This is a genomic window from Carboxylicivirga agarovorans, assembly GCF_050589845.1.
In the GTDB taxonomy this organism is placed as follows: domain Bacteria; phylum Bacteroidota; class Bacteroidia; order Bacteroidales; family Marinilabiliaceae; genus Carboxylicivirga; species Carboxylicivirga agarovorans.
Map to the genome: position 1 here is coordinate 60,924 of NZ_JBNGPA010000019.1, position 19,286 is coordinate 80,209.

Sequence of the window (19,286 nt, forward strand, 5' to 3'; positions counted from 1 at the left end):
GTCTTAAGGTCTTTTTATTGTGCACCAAAGCAAAATAGTGTGCCTTTGGTGGTTAATATCATAAAATGATCAGATATGACGGCAGGTGAAGCCACGATCTGTTCCCCGGTGTCATATTCCCAAAGGAGTTCACCTGTTTTATTATCCAGGATTGATACAATACCATCTTTGGTGCAAACAATCAGTTTATTGCGGCAAACCACCGGGGCACTATCACCCACATTACCTTTCAGCATGTACTTGAAATTGGTTTTACCCGTTTCCCTATCGATGGATAAGAGGTGACGATCACCCGCGTATACATAAACACTTTTACAACTTACGGCAGGTATGGACACAAAAGATTCGTTATCCGTCTCTGGTTCTCTGATCTTTTTGGATCCTTCGATCTTACCATCCGACAGTATAATTTCATAAACATTTCCGGTATAATCACCTACGTAGGCGTATTTGCCCATGATGGCCGGTGAGGTGGGAAGGTAAGCATCCAGCAGCAGTGAGTCACTGGGGATTCCTGTCTGGCAATTCATTATTCGCAACCAGGCATCACAGCCTCCAAACAGGACATGCTTGCCTTTCACTGCAGCAGCTCCGTTAATGTAGTAACCCGATTCAAATTTATTGATAAGCTGACCGTTTTCGTGATCCAGGCAATAGAAATAATTGTCGTAGCTGCCAAAGCATATGTTTGACTTATTCTTAAACCGGGCCATGTTGGGCGAGGCTGAGATCTGCCCAAGTGTTTCATAGTTCCATACCGTATCTTTATCAGCCAGTGACAGCGCCGTTAAATAGCCGTCGATACGACCGATGTATAAGATCGAATCATGGATCATTGGAGTAGCTTCCACCGGGGTATTCAAGGCATAGGAGAAGCTCAGCTTGCCGTTGATATCCACTCCGTTGATCTGTCCTTTCCGGTCGCACCAGTAGGTGGTGCCATTATCAATTACCGGAGATGAAACTGTTCGTTTACCACCCTTGTATGTCCATAGTAACGCAGGTTTTTCCGGCAGGTATTTCTCCACATATCCATTCAATCGGGGATTACCTCTGAAGAGTTTCCAGTTCAGGTCATCCACCGATGCCTCACCTTCGGGCTGGTGCTTACAGGCCAGGAAAGTGATCAGGATCAGTCCGATACAGATTAAACGGTTCATATTACTCAGTTTTAATTCTCCACTATATACAGCGCACCGGTCGGGCATAGCGAAGCCAGCTCAACGCGGATGTTTTTCTTATTCTCTTCAGGCAGTTCTACCTCCATCTCAAAACCACGGTGTTTAAAGGTAAAGCCATTGTCACTATTGTAAACACAAAGGCCGCAACGGATGCATTTGGATGGCTCAAAATACATCGTGTCGTTCACCTTTGTTTTTAACATCACCTGCAACTCACTGCTCATATCATAGCCGGGGCGTTTAATTTTATGAGCTGTCGCATGGGTTCTTAACTGGCAATCAGATTTACCTGCACAGGCACAATGCAGACAATTGGAAAGTGTAGAAACCGTGTCCTTTAATCGTATTTTTTCCCTGTCACTGAAACGACCCAGGCGTGATTGAAACAGTTTTTTATCGATCGCCACATTTTCAATTTCATCCACAATAGCACCATCAACTACCTCAGTTAATTCCTTAATTATCTCACGAATCGGCACAGGAGCATCAATGTTCCCTCTTCTGCATGCTTTCTCACAGGGTGCTTTACAGGCTTCACAGGCCAGTTTGGGCAGGTCAAAAGCATGCTTGATCAGGCCATATGCCTTTTCCTTTTGTCCCTTATCATAGTAATCAAGCATCTGCTCTATGTCCAGTTTAGCCGGGCACACCAGGGAGCAGGGAGCTTCACAATCGGCCCGGTGGTCGCTAAGCAAAAGCTCCAGTGACATGCTGCGAACCTGCAGCACCTCTTTACTTTGTGTATCAATTTGCATGCCTTCCACCGGTTTGCTCGTACACGACGGAATGATCTGGCCGCGCGACAAATCCTTTACCGCACATACCATGCACGATGATTTATGCTTCGCGTCTTTCGACCAGCAGAGAGACGGTATCTCGAATCCTTCGCGCCGTGCTATCTCCAGCAAGGTATCCTGAGACTGTACTTCTATGATTTTATTATTAATTGTTATTTGCATACACTTCTTCTTTAACCGGCATTTTAATAATGGTGTTGAATTCACATTCGTCAACGCACAAGCCGCATTTTACACAGGCTTCCTGATCGATATTGTGCACCTCATATGGTTCATAGGCAATGGCATCCACCGGACAGGCCTTGGCACATTTTGTACAACCGGTGCAATCATCGGTAATGACAAACTGCATCATATCCTTGCACTTACCGGTTTTACAAAGGCCGTTGATGTGTTCCTCGTATTCTTCACGGAAATACTTTAAGGTGGTCAGCACCGGGTTAGGTGCTGTCTTTCCAAGGCCACAAAGCGATGATTTCTTAACATTCAGTGCCAGTTCTTCCAGCTTGTCAATTTCTTCCATTTTGGCTGTGCCACTGCAGATGCGATCCAGTATGTCGAGCATGCGACGAATACCCACACGGCAGAAAGTACATTTGCCACATGATTCCTCACAGGTAAAACTTAAAAAATAGCGTGCCACATCCACCATGCAGTCGCTTTCGCTCAATACCACCAAACCGCCGGAGCCCATCATGGCACCCATTTGGTTGAATGAGTCAAAGTCCACTGGTACATCACAGAGGTGGGCAGGGATACAACCGCCGGACGGGCCGCCAATCTGAACAGCTTTCAGTTTCTCACCACCTTCCACACCTCCGCCAATCTCTTCAATGATCTGGTTAAGGCTGATGCCCATTGGTACTTCGATCAAACCGCCGTTTTTAATTTTACCTGCCAGGGCAAATACTTTGGTGCCTTTACTGTTCTCGGTACCTGTTTCAGCGTATTGGACCGCTCCGTTTCTGATTATGTAGGGGATCTGGCTGAGCGTTTCAACATTATTAACAAGAGTGGGCATGCCATTCAGGCCCTCAACGGCCGGGAATGGTGGTTTTTGTTTGGGGAAACCTCTGTCGCCTTCAATGGAAGCGATTAATGCGGTTTCTTCGCCACATACAAAGGCTCCGGCTCCTTCAAAGACAGTAATTTCAAAAGAAAAATCACTGCCGAGAATGTTCCTGCCGACCAGGTTTCGCTCCTGGCAGAGTTCCAATGCACGATTGATGCGCTGAACAGCCAGCGGATACTCAGCACGGATATAAAAGATGCCCCTGTTGGCCCCTGTGGCAAAGGCTTCTATCACCATGCCTTCAATCACACGATAGGGATAGGATTCCAAAATCATCCGATCCATAAAGGCTCCCGGATCACCTTCGTCACCATTGCATATCAGGTATTTATCCTCTTTATCGGAGGAGGCCACAATCTTCATTTTTTCGCCAGTCCGAAAACCTCCACCTCCACGGCCACGAATACCACTTGTCAGGACATCCTGAACAACCTGGTGCGGCTTGTTTTCAGAGATTACTTTTTTGAGTGACTCAAAGCCTTGGTGGTGAATGTATTCATCCAGGTCTAACGGCGCAAGAAAACCATAGCCCTCAGTGGAAATGTGCTTTTGTTCTGACAGAAAACTGTCTATCAGTCCTGTACGTTCCGTTTCAGATTTCCACACCACATTGTCCCACGTAGTATCGGTATGGTAGGTATCCACCCGGTTGATAATGCTGTTTTTGACACGCTTGAACAGGCTGCCCGATTTAAAGTGGTGGTGCAGGATCTCTTTAATTTCCGAAGCAAGCACATTGGGGTAGCGTTTCACAGAGCCATCTTCAAGCACCACATCGATCAAGGGCACCTGGTTACAAACACCCACACAGCCCACGGATTTAATATCCACTTTGATGCCCAGTTCATTTGATTTTTTAACAAGCTCATTGTAAATATCTGAGGAACCGCTGGCCTGGCAGCAGGAACCCATGCCCAGACGCACTTCACCGGATACCTTGTATTCTTTTACCTTGCCGGTCTTTTCTGCTTTGGCTTCTGTGGTTTCTATAAACTCCGAAATAACCTCGCCTACTTTCCCGGGTGCCACATGCCCGTATATCTTATCATCAATCTGAACCACTGGAGCAAGCGTGCAACAGCCTAGGCAGGCTACCTTCTCAATGGAGAAAAGCTCGTCATCCGTGGTGATGCTGTCAGCCTTTATTTTTAATTCCCTGACAAATGAATCGTATACATTATTGGCGCCTTTAACATGGCAAGCTGTTCCGGCACATACCTTGATCAGGTGTTTGCCATAAGGAATATGACGGAACTGGGAATAAAAGGTGGAGACGCTGATAAGCTGTGCCCGGTCAATCTCCGTTTTTTCATATATCCGTTCAATCGCTTCACCGGGCAGGTAATTGAATTCATCCTGTATGGCCTGCAATAAGGGAATAATCACCTTGCGCGAGGTACCAACGCGATCAATGATGGTATCCATTTTAGCCATCACTTCGTCGTGACTCAGTTGGTCGTTATTTTCACACGTACATTGACTCATGCTAGTTGACCTTTACACAGTAAATACTATTGTCCGTTCTTACCACTATACGCCCATCGGTGAATGCTGGTGTGGCGTATGTGTTTTCACCCGTGGCGAATGAATCAAGCAGGGCAAATTCATCATCAGCTTTGAAAATGTGCATGGTGCCGTCGTTACTGATGATGTATATTTTTCCTTCTGCGAGAATAGGTGAGGAGTAGAACTCTCCATTGGTTTCGTGTTCTTTCTTCAGTTCACCGGTTTTTGGATCAAAAGAGGCTACAACACCATAGCTTGTTGCGATGTATATGTTGGTTTTGTTGGCCACGGGACTTGCCACTTCCGGCAGGTAGTCCATTGATTCCCACAATACGGAGCCATCGTTACCATTGATGGCCACCATTTTGGCATATTCACTGGCGCCAAATATTACACCATCCATGCTGCAGGCACTGGCACCCACTTCACCCATCAGGCATTCCACGCGCCACAGCTCATCGCCGGTAGAAGGATTATAACCCGTAATGCCGGGATTGCCCATTAGAACCAGTTGAGGACTTCCATTGACATCGGCAATCATTGGCGAACTCCAGGTAATTCTTTCTTTACGGTTTTTGCTCCAGATCACATCCCCGGTAGCCGGGTTAAGGGCCATTACCTTCTGGACGTTGTTATTGTCGTACTGGATAAACAGTTTGTTATCGTATATCAGCAGTGAAGAGGCATAGCCATAGTGGTTATCGGGCACCCCCAGGTTTTTGGCCCAAAGTTTATTACCCTCCATATCAGTACAAACCAGGTCGCCTGTGCCGAAAACTGCACAAACCTGCTGGCCATTGGTGGCTACACTGGCAGACGCCAATCCGGTATCATCTGTCGTTTCAGGAACCTGGGCGGGCGATCCGGGTATGCCTGTGACATTATAGGTCCACAGGTTTTCGCCAGTATTCAGATCGTAACAGAATAACTCACGGGCTTTTTCGTCACCACAGGTGATGAATATCTTATTACCGTATATGACCGGTGAACTCTGACCTTTCCCGTTAATTTTTGTCTGCCACGCGATGTTAGTGCCATTGGCCAGGTCCCATTTCATCGGCAGGTTTTTGGCCCTTGAGATGCCACTTGACTTGTTACCCCTGAAAGCAGGGCTGTTGATTTTATTGATAGGCACAGCTTTCTCTGCCTCTGTAGTTTCAGCTTCTTCTGTCTTCACAGTTTCTTCTGTGGCTTTCTGGTCCGAAGCAGGACGTTCTTTAGTCGATACTGTGCCGGATGCAAGGTCAGCCACCTTAGCTTCATCTGCCGGTGCACTCACATCGTTTGCATCACTGCTTATTTCGTCAGTGGCATTCACTACTTCTTCGTTTACATCACCTGTTTGTTCAGTGATAGTGCTTTCATTTTCCGCGGCAGATTCAACACCTTCTGCAGGCTCAATTACTTCTTGTTTCTCGGAACTCTCTGCTTCAACAACCTGAGCCACCATTTCTTCCTTAGGATCCGGAGATGCCTTTTTCATAAATGGCATGCTGAAGATGATAAACACCACAGCCACCACTACCACGCCCGCAGCGCCGTAATTGACATATTGGCGAGCCTTGCTCTTTACCGCCCACTCATCGATCGGATCCAGCTCTTTATCCGGCACGTCCTTAAAATGTGTATAATACTGGCGTGTACATACAATGAACACGGCCAGCATACCCAACAGGAGATACACGCCGTTCATCAGGTGATCCATGCTGATAAAATAGGCCTTACGCGCCATCAGATCGAGCTGTCGGATCTGCTCCTGCAACTCGGTATTACCGGCATTCTGATCATTTAGTTGTTTTAAAGTCTCCACTACCTGCGATTGCAGTGGCGATACTTCTTTAACCTGGAAATAATTTGTGATCAGCATGATTGCCAGGGTAATAATAAAAATGGCCGATACAATGGCTATATTTCTGTAGATTTTCTGTTTCATTTACCTGTGTATTTGAGATTCAGGAAGTCATTTTGCGGACAATAGCTGAAGCATCTTCCACATGCTACGCAATCACCATGTTCTATTTCGTATGTTTTTCTGGAACGCTTTAATGATAAATTGATGAGGGTTAATCCGAGTACCAGCCCGATTAAAGCACCGGCGATGGTCCCGAAAAATTTAAACTCCTGCTTCACTGCGTTTACCTTTTCCTCAAGTGCTTCGACGTTACCGCCGTCAATGTAAAAGGCCTCCAGCTCAACGGATATCATATCCTGCGGATCACGTTCCTGTTCCATGACCATCTCGTAAAGCTTCAGGTCTTTATGTGATTTGCTAAGTTCCGGGCTGAATTGGCGTAATACATATGCCGAAGTAGCTACGATCAGTGGCAGGAAAAGAAAATACATCAACAGGCGTTTAACGCCCTGCATGCGCTCTTCTTTCACCTTGTTTTCATAAGGGCTTCTAATGGCATCAACAGGACAGGCATTGTGGCACAGATCACAATTGATACACTCTTTCTTCGTGATCTGAATCTTCCAGATCGATACTTTTGAGAATAAGCTCAGCAATGCGCCATAGGGGCACAGGAAGCGACAGAAAGGGCGGCCTGTGAATATGGATGCAATCAAGAGCAGTGATCCGAACACAATCAACCCAAAGTCACCACCTAACCTGAATATGCCAATAAAGGGATCGTAAAGGCAGATGATGAAACTGGTACGTGTTACGGCATATAAGATGGCGAAAATCAGGTATAACCATGGGATGACCCCAAGTACGGCCGTGACTGATTTAGACAGCCTGTAGTTGCGTATGTTTACCAACTCCTGCAAAGCCCCGAAGGGACATACACCTGCACAAAATACACGCCCAAATAAGAAGGCGAAGGCAATGGGCAGAATAAAAAACAGGAATACCGAAACGGGAATTATATAAGAGGAATCAGCAAAGGCCAATGCCACATTCTGGATGGATCCGATGCTACATACGCACCCGCTGCGAAAAAAGCCAAAATAGGCGACCGATATAACGGATACCCAGATAATTGGCTTACGCCTTTGTTTTTTTAGTATGGCCCAGGCCACAAAGCTCATAAGCGCTACTAACAGGAAGATGTCGATGAAGAGCCACAGTTGTTCATTGGGCAGAGCATAATGCGTATCCGGGTATTGATAACCCGATTCGAAATCCGGTTTTGGGAACCGGTTCAGATTCTGCGCGCCTGATATGGCGGCGAGGAGCAGAGTAACTAATATGGTGTTTATTCGCTTCATTTATCCTTTCAGTTTATATGCTTGTGCGAGTGGTACCCTTGTGATGGCGTTGGATGGACAAACCTTTGCGATCTGACATTCATTACAATCGACGCACAGGTCGCGTTTTATTTGCAGGTATAGAGAGCCGTTGCCAAATGAGGTGCAGCCTTTTACACATTTTGCACATCCATTACACAAGTCCTCATCAATTTTATACTCGAAGTAGGGGTCTTCCACAAATTTGCGCTGAATGGCACCGGTGGGACACATCATATTTTCTGCAGCGGTATTCAGGTCCTTGACATTGGAACGGTAATAGCCACCGCATAAATCGCAATAGCCACATATTTTATTGGCGTGAAAGCACTTTACAGCCGATATTGTCAGCACGCAATCCGTTTCACATTTCCCACAGTGTGTGCATTTCTGAGGATCAATCTGCCAGTAATGTGTTTCTTCGCCGGTTCTGAATTTTGAGAACAGGACACCCGTGGTAGCCAGTATGGTGCCGCCGGCTACGGCTGATCCGAGCATCCTTACAAATTTCCGGCGTTCAATCGGGCTTTTATGTGTGGTCTCTTTTTTCATTTCCTTTAAATTGTCAGTCCCTTACGCAAAGGACAGTTTTTAACTTTGCATTTGTCGCATTTAGCATCGGCTGGAGTGCTCGAGCACTGAACCCCTTCCTGGCCTCTGTTGAGCAAAAGGTAAGCACTTGTACCTATGATGCCTGCACCTGCCAGAAGAGTACCGCTGAGTTGAAAAAACTTTTGTCTGCTTATTTTTCTTGTATGCATGGTTTATTTATTCTTTAGCTCAAAGACCTTAATCTGACGATTTGCCGCCGTCACCAGTTTGTTGCCCAGGGTTTTAATCTGATAGGGGAGGTGACCTCCTCCCAGCATGCTCTGATCAAGCAGAACCTGGTTAAAGGTGCCGGACTGATCATAGTGACTGATCCGTGGATTCCCTTTCTCAGAAGTGAGCAGGCGCCCTTGTTTGTCGAAATGGATATAGGACGGATTACAGCAACCGGCAAAAGCACCGGCATCGCTTCCGGCACGTCCAAAAGCGGCAATAAACTCCCCGTTCAGGGTATAGGATTCCACACGATGCCTCCCCGGGTTGGCACAATAAATAGTGTCGTTTTTGTGGGTGATGTCAAAGAAATGACTTGGGGTAATAAATTTATCCGGGCTCTCAATGAACTGCACAAAATTACCCTCTCGTGTGTATTTGCAGATGTTCTTATGGCCTACATCACTAACAAATACGAAATCATCCGCTATTGTAAATGAGGAGTAATCAGATAACTCACTGCAGGCATCCCACGCATTCAGGGAATCGCCATTCAGCGAATAGTTTTCGATGCAGGCAGGGTAGAGAACAAACAGACTTTTATGACTGATGGCAATATCCCTCACATTGGCTTTAATCTTAAACGATGACACCTGTTCACCAGGCAAATTATAGATGCTGACAGATTCTTTACCGGCCACATAGAGACGTGTTCCGTGTAACTCGAAAGCCACTACGCTATCCTTTAAATCAATGCTGGCCCGCAGTTGGTAGTCACTTTCAAATGTTTGCGTTGCAGGGTTTTGTATCAGTACTTGCTTCTCATCACCACCTGGTCGCAGCACATAGATGATAAACCCAACCACAATCAGGAATATCACAATGTTGACAGCCACCTTTATTGATTTGTCCATAATTAAATGATTTTAAGGCATACAATGGTGTGTGCATCACGTATAATCAGCATCCCGTCGGCATAAGCCATAGGTCCCCAGGCATCCCGTCCGTCCATGATGCGTTGTTTCTTCAAAAGGGTCATTCCTTTGCCCTCAATGTCATATACATACAGTTCGCCGTCATCCTTAAAGGCAAAGAGGCGCTTGTTGATAATGAGGTAGGGACCAAGTCCGAACTTTTCATCAGCGGCAGAAGTCCATATGGGCGTATGCAGATCATCAGGTGAATAGCAAACCAGCTTTCCTCTGAGACGTCCACCATCTTTGGGCATGACACTGATAAGCATATTGTCATAGAATATGGGCGACTGCTGCTCACTTGATAAACCCTTATTGGGCTTGTATTGATCCAGTACCTTCGTACTCCAGTTACCACCGGCTTTATTCACTTCGAGAAGTACACCTCCCGAACCATACCCGGCCGTCATGAAAAAACGGTTCTTCGCCACCTGCACGGGCGAGGGCGCCACCACCGAAGGTTGCCATTGATTGGTGTGCCATAGCAGGCTACCTTGATTTTCACCTTCAGCAGATACACCGCAGATGCCACCTATACCCACATATACATATGTCTTTACACCGCTTAAAGTCATTGGCATAACGGATGAATGCGACATTTTATATGCAGGTGTATTTTCTGTTGTCCAAAGTGTTTCACCGCTTCGGCAATCCAGTCCGGTCATTAAGGCTTTTTTGCCTGCAGGTGCCAGTATCAAAACATCTCCATCCACCAACGGACATTGCCCGGTATACCAAAACGGCACTTCCGTTTCGTATTCTTTTTGCATATCTACTGACCAGAGCATATCACCGCTTTCCGGATCGCAGCACATCACATGTCCTTCCGGTCCGATAGTGATAATGTAGTCATCCGTAATAACCGGTATCGATCTTGAAAAACCGTGGTTACGCTTAATGGGAACGCGGTACCATCGACGCCAGAGCTCCTTACCCGTATCCAGGTCAAAACAGCGCAAAGCATCAGAGCTCAACTGTTCATCGTAATCCAGGAAATACACTTTCCCGTTGTATATGACCGGTGAGGCATGACCTTCGCCAGTCTCTACCCGCCACATTTCAGGATAGTCACCAGCAGCCCCATTAATGGTTTCCGGTGTTTCAATGATATTCGTATTGGATGAGCCTCTAAAGCTTGTCCATTTTCCTGTGAGGGAGGAAGCTGCCTCCTCATAACGCATGAAAAATTCACCGATCTTCACATCGTTGGCTGAGCGTGTAAGTCCTTCAGGACGGTTATCAGCGCCAGGTGCCTGTATGCTGAAGTCTGTTTTGGGTGGCATCAGGTGCCACCCAAGAATCAGACCTGCATATAGTAATACGGTTGACAGCGTAATGATTTGGATGATCTTGTTTTGCTTCACGTTTACTTAAGGTTATAGGCCATTAAAGTGTCGCCATGACGAACGTATAATAATCCATTATAAATAACAGGGTGAGCCCAGTGTTGAGCGGTACCCATGGTGATATTGAAGCGGCTTATGACATCCAGCTTTTCGGGATTTTCTCTGGCCAGCACCATTTCACCACGATCGGTGTACATATAAAGCAAGCCATCGTTATAGATGATGTTACCCATGGCCATGCCTTTGGCTTCGTATTTGATCTCTCCTGTATTCCAGTCCACACAATACCAATAGCGGTTTTTGTCGCCTGATCCGTAGGCATAATCACCAATTTTAACCATGGCGCCCATGCGATTGTCTAACTTTTCTGCGAACCATACCTTTTCTACAGCCTTGCCACCTGCAGTCAGTTTCAGCATCACCGAACCTTTACCATAACCACTGGTACATAGTAACATGTTGTTGCTGTATATTGGTGTGTTAGCGTGAACCGACCAACGATTGGTCTGCTCGTATGACCATAATTTCACGCCTGATTTGGCATCAACACCAATGATATGGTTAGCGGTCATGGTCACGATAATTCCATGTTCCTCAATGTACATAGGTGAACAATATGCCGACAGGTCGCCTTCGCCGGGAGTGGTCCAGACTGTTTTACCGGTTTTTTTGTTTAAAGCAATCAGGTTATTTTTTTCACCACCCGGTGTGGCTATCACCATATCGTCCACGATCAGCGGTGCTTCATTAATTCCCCAGGTGATGTTTGAAGCTTCATATTCATCCAAAACATTCTTCTTCCAGATCAGGCTAAGGTCTTTTTGTTTGAAGCAGAACAATTCTCCAAGACCACTCATAATATACAGCCTGCCTTCATTGATTGTAACAGTTCCGCGTGGTCCAACATAGTTCTTTGACCATTCTTTGCCATACTCTACCTTATTTAAAAGTTTTCCGGACAGATCAAGTACATATAAATAACCGGTTTCTTCAATCATACCGGTCAGGTAAATCTTATTGTCATCAATGGCAACTGAAGAATGTCCTTCTCCCAGTCCGTCAAAGTGCCATTTCAATTCAGGGCCGTTGGCAGGCCATTCCTTTAGTAATCCTTTTTCCTGATAGATACCTGTTCGGTCGCTACCGCGCCACTGAATATTGTCCTGTGCATTCAAACCAAATACAATCAGTAACATGCATGCGATTAGTCCATGTCTCATCTGAGTAAGTTTTTGTTAGTTAAATCCATTATTTTTGTCTGTGATAATTTCTGCTTGTAAGCATTCAATGCATTCAAAACAAAGGTGATATTGTACATGTCTTCAGAATACCAAAGCCTTGCAAAGTACAGTCCTATTGGCTCCGGTTTCAGAATATCCTTTGATTCATATTTTGAATATAGAAAGTCGAAAGCATTATTCAGTATGCTCTCTTCTACATTGTCTATTGTGCTTAAGGCACTTAACGCCCTGGCAGTGAGTGTGACCTTTGAGCGCACACCCGTGGCACCGCCCCATCCACCATCTGCATTTTGGGCACTTAAAAGGAATGATGCCCCTTTAGCAACCATTTCTTGTGCAAGCGGATGGTCATAGCCGGAAAGATATTCCACAGATAATGCGGTACCATATACCGGCGAGCGTTCATCCTGAGCATCCTGGTCGCCAAACCAAAGCGGGTACCAGCAACCCTCAGCACTTTGTTCCTTTTTCATCCAGCGTAACATCCGCGCGGCGCTATTGTCACATTTCCTTTTTAGCGCATCAGGTAAGTGATCACGCCACAAACTAAAGGCCAACAGGGCATGTGCTGTAATATCCGGACTGCTCCGGTCGAAGGGCAACTTACCCCAGCCCTTACAGAAAGTCGGTATGCCGCCATCAGCATTTTGCAGGGATAGCAGCCACTCAAGGCCTTTTTCAATCTCCGCACTACTCTCACCATTGCACAAAGCGTGCAGTGCTACCAGGGCGCCGGAGGTATCATCAGCATCGGGTGCCGCGCCCGGCAGGTTGGTCCATCCCCAGCCACCTTCTTTTGCACCAGTAAAGGGGTGCTGATATTTAAAGGCGTTCTGCTTAATTTCATTGGCGAGGTGTAAGGGGTCGGGGATATTTTCACCCATTGCCCTCACGCTTAGTGAAGTGACCCAGGCCGCCAGGTTGGTGTCAATTGGCCAGGAGCCGTCTTCACGCACAGTGTCGGTCAGGAAGCCGATGCCTTTTTGCACTGCTTTGTGATCACTGTATCCGGCCCCACACATGCACATGGAAACAAAGCTGGTCAGTGGAGCTGCCTCCAAAAAGCCGCCATGTTCCGGCTGAAGCCTGCTCAGTACTTTTAAGGACCCTTGTATAAATTGTTCCCTCAGCAGGTTTTTATTTCCTTTTTTATAGCGAAGAATGCCCACGGCTATTAATGCCGGTATGGCATAACTCACTACCGGCAGACGTAGGAAGCGAAATAGTTTCTGCGGCAGAACCGACAGCTCAAATGGTAATTGCGGAATGTTTTTCCAGGAAGAAATAACTCCGGCCAGTGCACACATAACTAGTATGGGGGCGGAAAAGGTGAGGTCTTTTCCGTAATACTTCAATACACCTTCGATAATATGGGTATCACTGATGCCACCAAAATTATTGGTCAGAAATGCTTTTGTTTGATCGGGCATTTCACCCACAGCGCTTAAGGTGGCAAAGGTCAGCAGTGTGGCGGTCATGTTCGAGGGACTCTCCGGACTATCACCCCAGGAGCCGTCTTCAAGCATGGTCTTTTTTAACCAGGCCACACCATTTACAATGTGTGACTGGTATTTATCCTTGTCAGACATAAAAAGAGCAAATACAGCAACCGATGTCGAAATCGCACTGGACGACAGGTAACCACTCCACAAACTGCCGTCTTCCGGGCGTTTGTCAAGCAGCTCTCCGCTCAGGTAATCAATCATCGTATGTATTTTCTCTTCCTGCATCTTGTCTTTTTTAACTAATTGATAAGGCAGAGCCTAAGGCTAATAGTCCGTAAAAACAATATTCCACATCGCTTTTCTCATCCAGCAAGGTGGCGATAAAACCACCGGATTCTGCCCAATGGGCTTCAATGAATTCAAGTGCGGGGTAGTCGGGCTTTTCATTGCAGGACTTTAATGCAAACAGCGCGGTGGCAGTTGATAACAAATCGGGTACTGGTGCCGAAGGCGCAGCTTTATATCCGCCTGTGGCATCCTGCATCGAATTGAGGTAGGAGATTGCTTTCTCTTGCTTCACCTGGCTTATCTGCCCTAATACAGCTAAAGCCGCTGTGGTGGCATTGGTTGTAGCGGTATGACCATCTGAGACATTCATGAAACCTCCTGTTTCATGGCGGTATTGCTCCAGGTCCTTTTCAATTTTGCTTTTCTCCGTAAGTTTATTGCCGGTATCTTCCAATAAAGAAGTCCAGATAAACTGCGTATAAGGGGCCCTGGTGTCCTGGTGCGGCACTTGCTTAAAATCATTCAGGTCCTTTACGTGTTGTTTACTTCGGGTTTTCAACCAGGTTAATGCACGACCTTTTTTGTGCATGTAAAGTATTAGTTCACACCTTTTAAAGGCTGCATAGTGTATTAAATCCAGATCGTGTTCATGCTGGCACGACAGATACCCTGTCATTTTATCTGTGTCCAGATGAATTCCCAGCACCAGGCATAACATCCAGCCAAACGAAGTATAGTACAGGTCTGATTCACCGCTTTTATTCATGAATGAGTGATCCTGCAGCAATTGAGATTGCACGAATGCAGATAAGTGATCAATGGCTTCACTTCCAAGTTGATCCTTGCCTGACTTTAGTGTATCCAATATGTTGGCTGAAATACTCTGCATATTATTTTAAAATGCGCCCTGTAACTCTGAAGAGCAGACGTTTTAGTTCTGTATTTGTTATCTCGTTCAGGGCTGCCAGTGCTTCTTTGCGATAGCTGTCAACCATTGCCTGAACACGTGAAATGGCATGTTCGAGCAGGTGTACATGATCAGCTGAACTTAGAAAACCTTTCAGATCTTCGGTGTGCAGCAAGGAATGTACAAGCAGTTCATCATTGGTATCTTCGCAAATGGCAGCAATAACCGCTGAAGGACGGATGACCAGAGGGTCGTCTGTATCGAAATCCTCAATGTCATCCTTTAGCTGGTAGGCAATACCCAATGCATTGGAGTATCGGCTAAGTACCTGACGTGTTTTTTCATGGTCATCAACACAAAGCGAACCTATTAACAGTGATACTTCAAAGGCCGGCACCGTCTTGTGTTTAAAAATGTCGAGTATATAATCCATGCTTAAAGGCTGTGGTTCTTTACTCCATTCCAATTCCATACCTTGTCCCTTGCACAGGGCGATGTGTGCATCAGAGGCCACCTTTATTAAGCCCATGTGGTCACATTGAGCAAGGAGGCGATAACCTTCACCCAGGTACATGTCACCCACATTAATGGCAATTGGAACACCATGTGTGGCATTGACTGTTTCCTTGCCATAGCGTATCATGTCTTCGTCCTCTATATCATCATGCACCAGTGAGGCTTTGTGAAAGCACTCGATGGCGATGGCCGCACGCTTTACTTTTTCCGGTATTTCGTTTTTTCCGCTCAGGGCCATGTAAGTGGCTGCCAGCAGGTACGGACGCCAGCGTTTTCCGTCACCACCCATCCACTGCCGGGCAATAACAGATGTCTGGTCATCAAGCGGCGAAAGAACCTGACTCAGGTTTTCGGGTTGAAACCAGGTTTTGATGGTCGACTTAAGAAGGTCATAATTGAGCAGGCTGGCGGTCTGTTCTGACTTCATTTCCATGATATGGTTCACGTAGTTTTCGTCTACCGTAGTGTCCTTGCACCCTTCTTCATTCAGGGGAATGGCTAATCCCGGTACGGCATTGTTGATCAACAGCGGAAACGCTTTCTCCAGTGAATCCAGGCAACTGACGCCAATCACCGCATCGACAACACCACTTTCAACCAGGCCAACCACTGATGTAAAACCTTCGGCCACCAGACTCATCATCCCCAATTCTTCGGCGCGTGTTTGCAGATCGGGAATGTTACACTGCGAGCATAAGTTGCAAAGCAGGCCAAGCTCATCAATGTCTGCCTTGCAGGATGTTGAATTGCTCAGGCATTTCGGAAGTAGCAAGATGCGCTTGTTATGCGGAATGGAAGCGACCGTATCGAACCATACGGCGTTATGCAGTTCCACCATTAGCCAACCTTTTGCTGCCTCATTAAGTTGTCTTTCGCTGATCAGCTGCAGTGCCATGTCTGAAAGCAGATCCATTGAAACAGGCGGTGTCAGGTTTTGCTTATTCACAAACGTACGGATGGCATTTCGTAATACCAGACGTTCTTCCTTCGTGCCCGGAATTTCGTATTTAAATCGCGTCTTTTCCATTCTGCCTAGCTCTTTTAACCATATGCGCCAAAACCAAAGAAGTATTTTTTCTTCATGATCTTATATAATACATTCTCTTCAGGTATTTCACGGCCTTGCAAATCGTGGCCGGCTACCGGTGTCATGCTTCTGTACTCCTGCAGCACCGTTTGTCGTGATGAGGAATCCTGTGCTTTATTTTGTTCGACAAAAGCTGCCAGTTTGTGAGGATCTTCCAAAAGGATGCATCCCCTGGAACCGTCAACTGTCAACTGTCTTAATCCTGCCAGAAACTCTGATTCTTCGAATAAGGTACGTAGATTACTACCGTCTGCATTAATGAAATCCCGGGCCATTTGAATGGGGGGACAAAATTCCACTGCTCCACCTGGTGAAATATGGTGGCTCATACCTGTGGCTGCCGGACAAAGTGCTTTACCCTGGGCATCCCAGTAGGTGTCGATAAGAAAAAGAGGGGCATCCCGGCGTTGTTTCACTATGAATTTACGCAGATCAAGAATCTGATCTTCGTTAAGGGCGTTGTCAGGATTTGGATTTGCACCAACCGGACGGTAAATGTAGTACCACAGGTAATGCACGCCTTCCTTAGCCAGTAAGTCAATGTATTTTCTATTGACAAGATCATCGTAATTGTCCCTGCATATACTGGCAGCGGCACCAAACATTAACCTGGCTTTTTTACAGGCCCTTACACCTGCAAGTGATCGATCGTAAACATCATCACTTCCCCTGCGTTTTTCACTTTCTTCTTTCAGACCCTCTATACTGATAAGCGGGGTGATGTTACCAAGCTTTTTCATACGTGTAGCAACTTCATCGGTGATGAGCATACCATTGGTAAAGAGCTGAAAATAGCAGTCGGAATGTTTCTCAATGATGTCGAACAAGCCTTTGTACAATAAGGGTTCACCACCTAAGATACCAAAGAAGTAGGAGCCACGTTTTTTACTTTCTGTTATGATGCCGTCCAACTGTTCTTTGCTAAGTGATTTTTTACCACCTGCCGATACCCAGCAACCACTGCATGTAAGGTTGCAGCTTTCTGTTACTGAAATCATCACAAAGGCGGGAAAAAAAGGCTCTCCTTTTGCCTGTCGCTTTTCAAATTGCCGCATGTTACTGAGGTTACGCCAGGCAAAATTGTATAGGATTTTCCAGACCAGCCGGGGCGATACCTCCATTGGCACACGCAGCATGGTTTTGAAATTGGCCGTATATTCTCTTACTGTCATTAGGATTTATCTCTTTTAAGCATCGAAAAACGATTCCTGTTTTGTTGTAAGCGATACTGTAAACGCTTCTGGTACATTTCAGCCTTGACTTCTTCGCTGAATACTTCCTCTATTTCTGTACCCCCGTTAATTGGTGATTTGTCGTATTTGGGAAATATAATAGCCTGACTCGGGCACATGCGTGCGCATGCCGGACAATTATTTTTGCAGTTGTGTGGATTAGTGACTTTAACTTGTTTGTTTACGACTGTGTAAACACCAAACAAGCAGAAATCATGGCATTTGCCGCATTCGGTGCATTTTGATTTGTCGAGCACGGGGTACCAGGCGTCCTGATCTTTAGATAAGGGGAGGGCTTCTATTTCTTTATTTATGTCATCGGTCATTTGAGAACTTGTGTCTTCCTCCAATCCGAATTCCGATAATATTTCTTCAGTACTATTCTTCCTGGCTTCAATAATGTTACCGGGTGTGATACCCAGCCAGTTCATGTGATTATTAACAACCCTGGTATGACAGGCGATAATGGTACCTTCTTTGGCCTTTGTAATTTGATCGGGATCGTCGGCAACGAGACGGCATAGGTCATCTTTGATATTAACCTGGTAGCCATTGTTCCTTAAAGTAGCAGCTAAACTGACCACCTTTTTTTTATCCATAAATGTACGCGATGTACATGCGCAAATAGTTACAGCTTTAGATTGCATCTTCTATCAATTTGGATTTGAACCATTAAATTACAGGGAAAATCCAAGTTGTTGATCAAAGCCTACACAAAAGGGAAAAAATAATGAATTAAAACGAATTTTAATTGAGATATAAAACTCCTTAATTCGGCAAAAACATAGGCTGATCTTACTCAATATATGGTTTGTATCTAAATGCGGCAATACATGTTCACCAAATACACCTTATAAGGTTTTGGCGTAATGAGGTTTTATACAGGGTCGTATAATTAATGTTGAACATGCTTTAATTTAGCTCGATGTTCCTTCAATGTTCCTTCAATGTTCCTTCAATGTTCGTTCAATGTTCGTTCAATGTTCGTTTAATGTTCATTCGATTAAAATTGGATTAACAACGAAGAAATAATTAATCAATTATGATGTATTAAAGAGTAACTGCATAAGATGAATTTATGTCATTCCATCTGTCTGAAAGCTGAAACCTGACTTGGAGTGGCAGCAGGATGTGTGACCTAATTATTGGGTAATTGCATGATGATTGTTGCTGGCGTTTCATGACATGGCATACCCTTCTGTTAACGGAAGTGAATTTATAGGATTTGGAAATAATACCTCTTTGTTGGGAGGTTATTTTGTCAATCTCATTCAAATGTCGGTTAATTGACTTATGATACTCCGTCTTTGACTTGTATTTTCACGGTTCAGTTTAATGAAATAAGTACCGGCATGGAGAAGAAGATAATTAGTTGGCCCGGAGCATATGGTAAACAATATGAATTTGAGATATTTGATTTGGATGTAATATTTCCCGCTGGTGCAAGAGGCAATTATATTTTTGCGAGACGAACACCTACTGGTTGGGATGCTGTCTATATAGGAGAGGGTATATTACAGGAGAGAGTGCAAGATGTTGTTCACAGATCGCATGCCATTAAGAAAGGAGCAACGCATATTCATGCTCATTTTAATATTAATGAGTATAGCCGGAAAGCTGAGGAAGAAGATCTGTTGACGGTACACACTGAGGCATATACGCCTAAGGGTTGTAATGTAAAGAAAGATGGATAGATAATTA

The 19,286-nt window shown here is 45.4% G+C and carries 15 protein-coding genes; 1 reads left to right on the forward strand and 14 read right to left on the reverse strand.

The genetic code is table 11. The annotated features are described in order from the left end of the window. Positions 1 to 14 precede the first annotated feature (14 nt). From ACRD69_RS17105 to ACRD69_RS17170, 14 genes are all read right to left on the reverse strand, one after another. Positions 15 to 1,160 (reverse strand): outer membrane protein assembly factor BamB family protein, encoded by a 1,146-nt coding sequence (locus ACRD69_RS17105; RefSeq protein ID WP_430816340.1) that lies wholly within the window; start codon positions 1,158 to 1,160, stop codon positions 15 to 17. Positions 1,161 to 1,171: 11 nt separating this feature from the next. Continuing rightward, positions 1,172 to 2,140, reverse strand: a complete 969-nt coding sequence (locus ACRD69_RS17110; protein ID WP_430816341.1) for a 2Fe-2S iron-sulfur cluster-binding protein — start codon at positions 2,138 to 2,140, stop codon at positions 1,172 to 1,174. Next, positions 2,124 to 4,535 (reverse strand): NAD(P)H-dependent oxidoreductase subunit E, encoded by a 2,412-nt coding sequence (locus ACRD69_RS17115; protein ID WP_430816342.1) that lies wholly within the window; start codon positions 4,533 to 4,535, stop codon positions 2,124 to 2,126. Before ACRD69_RS17115 ends, ACRD69_RS17110 begins: the two co-directional genes overlap by 17 nt. Before the next feature lies 1 nt (position 4,536). Beyond that, positions 4,537 to 6,489: an outer membrane protein assembly factor BamB family protein gene (locus tag ACRD69_RS17120; RefSeq protein WP_430816343.1), complete on the reverse strand. Its 1,953-nt coding sequence runs from the start codon at positions 6,487 to 6,489 to the stop codon at positions 4,537 to 4,539. Then, complete coding sequence (locus ACRD69_RS17125) at positions 6,486 to 7,769, reverse strand: 4Fe-4S binding protein (RefSeq protein ID WP_430816344.1); 1,284 nt, start codon at positions 7,767 to 7,769, stop codon at positions 6,486 to 6,488. The genes ACRD69_RS17120 and ACRD69_RS17125 overlap by 4 nt, the downstream gene beginning before the upstream one ends. Then, positions 7,770 to 8,339 (reverse strand): 4Fe-4S dicluster domain-containing protein, encoded by a 570-nt coding sequence (locus tag ACRD69_RS17130; RefSeq protein ID WP_430816345.1) that lies wholly within the window; start codon positions 8,337 to 8,339, stop codon positions 7,770 to 7,772. Positions 8,340 to 8,551: 212 nt separating this feature from the next. Beyond that, entirely contained in the window at positions 8,552 to 9,463 is a 912-nt protein-coding gene (locus ACRD69_RS17135; RefSeq protein WP_430816346.1) for an NHL repeat-containing protein, read from the reverse strand. 2 nt (positions 9,464 to 9,465) lie between these two features. Further along, the gene (locus ACRD69_RS17140) at positions 9,466 to 10,887 is read right to left on the reverse strand and encodes an outer membrane protein assembly factor BamB family protein (RefSeq protein WP_430816347.1); all 1,422 of its coding nucleotides are present in this window, start codon (positions 10,885 to 10,887) and stop codon (positions 9,466 to 9,468) included. Positions 10,888 to 10,889: 2 nt separating this feature from the next. Continuing rightward, a complete protein-coding gene (locus ACRD69_RS17145) occupies positions 10,890 to 12,089 on the reverse strand; it encodes an outer membrane protein assembly factor BamB family protein (RefSeq protein ID WP_430816348.1) in 1,200 nt (399 codons plus the stop codon). Continuing rightward, the gene (locus ACRD69_RS17150; protein ID WP_430816349.1) at positions 12,086 to 13,840 is read right to left on the reverse strand and encodes a prenyltransferase/squalene oxidase repeat-containing protein; all 1,755 of its coding nucleotides are present in this window, start codon (positions 13,838 to 13,840) and stop codon (positions 12,086 to 12,088) included. Before ACRD69_RS17150 ends, ACRD69_RS17145 begins: the two co-directional genes overlap by 4 nt. 10 nt (positions 13,841 to 13,850) lie before the next feature. Then, positions 13,851 to 14,732 (reverse strand): prenyltransferase/squalene oxidase repeat-containing protein, encoded by an 882-nt coding sequence (locus tag ACRD69_RS17155; protein WP_430816350.1) that lies wholly within the window; start codon positions 14,730 to 14,732, stop codon positions 13,851 to 13,853. 1 nt (position 14,733) lies between these two features. After that, positions 14,734 to 16,293 (reverse strand): polyprenyl synthetase family protein, encoded by a 1,560-nt coding sequence (locus tag ACRD69_RS17160; RefSeq protein WP_430816351.1) that lies wholly within the window; start codon positions 16,291 to 16,293, stop codon positions 14,734 to 14,736. 14 nt (positions 16,294 to 16,307) lie between these two features. Continuing rightward, complete coding sequence (locus ACRD69_RS17165) at positions 16,308 to 17,525, reverse strand: radical SAM/SPASM domain-containing protein (protein WP_430816352.1); 1,218 nt, start codon at positions 17,523 to 17,525, stop codon at positions 16,308 to 16,310. After that, complete coding sequence (locus ACRD69_RS17170; protein ID WP_430816353.1) at positions 17,525 to 18,232, reverse strand: ATP-binding protein; 708 nt, start codon at positions 18,230 to 18,232, stop codon at positions 17,525 to 17,527. Before ACRD69_RS17170 ends, ACRD69_RS17165 begins: the two co-directional genes overlap by 1 nt. A gap of 705 nt (positions 18,233 to 18,937) precedes the next feature. Between ACRD69_RS17170 and ACRD69_RS17175 the strand changes: the two genes are divergently transcribed. Next, positions 18,938 to 19,279, forward strand: coding sequence for a hypothetical protein (locus tag ACRD69_RS17175; protein WP_430816354.1), 342 nt, complete (start codon positions 18,938 to 18,940; stop codon positions 19,277 to 19,279). Positions 19,280 to 19,286: the final 7 nt, after the last annotated feature.

What these genes read in the sequence shown, in the direction of transcription:
- ACRD69_RS17105 (WP_430816340.1), bottom strand. Translation starts at nt 1,160, where the DNA reads ATGAACCGTTTAATCTGTATCGGACTGATCCTGATCACTTTCCTGGCC.
- ACRD69_RS17110 (WP_430816341.1), bottom strand. Translation starts at nt 2,140, where the DNA reads ATGCAAATAACAATTAATAATAAAATCATAGAAGTACAGTCTCAGGAT.
- ACRD69_RS17115 (WP_430816342.1), bottom strand. Translation starts at nt 4,535, where the DNA reads ATGAGTCAATGTACGTGTGAAAATAACGACCAACTGAGTCACGACGAA.
- ACRD69_RS17120 (WP_430816343.1), bottom strand. Translation starts at nt 6,489, where the DNA reads ATGAAACAGAAAATCTACAGAAATATAGCCATTGTATCGGCCATTTTT.
- ACRD69_RS17125 (WP_430816344.1), bottom strand. Translation starts at nt 7,769, where the DNA reads ATGAAGCGAATAAACACCATATTAGTTACTCTGCTCCTCGCCGCCATA.
- ACRD69_RS17130 (WP_430816345.1), bottom strand. Translation starts at nt 8,339, where the DNA reads ATGAAAAAAGAGACCACACATAAAAGCCCGATTGAACGCCGGAAATTT.
- ACRD69_RS17135 (WP_430816346.1), bottom strand. Translation starts at nt 9,463, where the DNA reads ATGGACAAATCAATAAAGGTGGCTGTCAACATTGTGATATTCCTGATT.
- ACRD69_RS17145 (WP_430816348.1), bottom strand. Translation starts at nt 12,089, where the DNA reads ATGAGACATGGACTAATCGCATGCATGTTACTGATTGTATTTGGTTTG.
- ACRD69_RS17150 (WP_430816349.1), bottom strand. Translation starts at nt 13,840, where the DNA reads ATGCAGGAAGAGAAAATACATACGATGATTGATTACCTGAGCGGAGAG.
- ACRD69_RS17155 (WP_430816350.1), bottom strand. Translation starts at nt 14,732, where the DNA reads ATGCAGAGTATTTCAGCCAACATATTGGATACACTAAAGTCAGGCAAG.
- ACRD69_RS17160 (WP_430816351.1), bottom strand. Translation starts at nt 16,293, where the DNA reads ATGGAAAAGACGCGATTTAAATACGAAATTCCGGGCACGAAGGAAGAA.
- ACRD69_RS17165 (WP_430816352.1), bottom strand. Translation starts at nt 17,525, where the DNA reads ATGACAGTAAGAGAATATACGGCCAATTTCAAAACCATGCTGCGTGTG.
- ACRD69_RS17170 (WP_430816353.1), bottom strand. Translation starts at nt 18,232, where the DNA reads ATGCAATCTAAAGCTGTAACTATTTGCGCATGTACATCGCGTACATTT.
- ACRD69_RS17175 (WP_430816354.1), top strand. Translation starts at nt 18,938, where the DNA reads ATGGAGAAGAAGATAATTAGTTGGCCCGGAGCATATGGTAAACAATAT.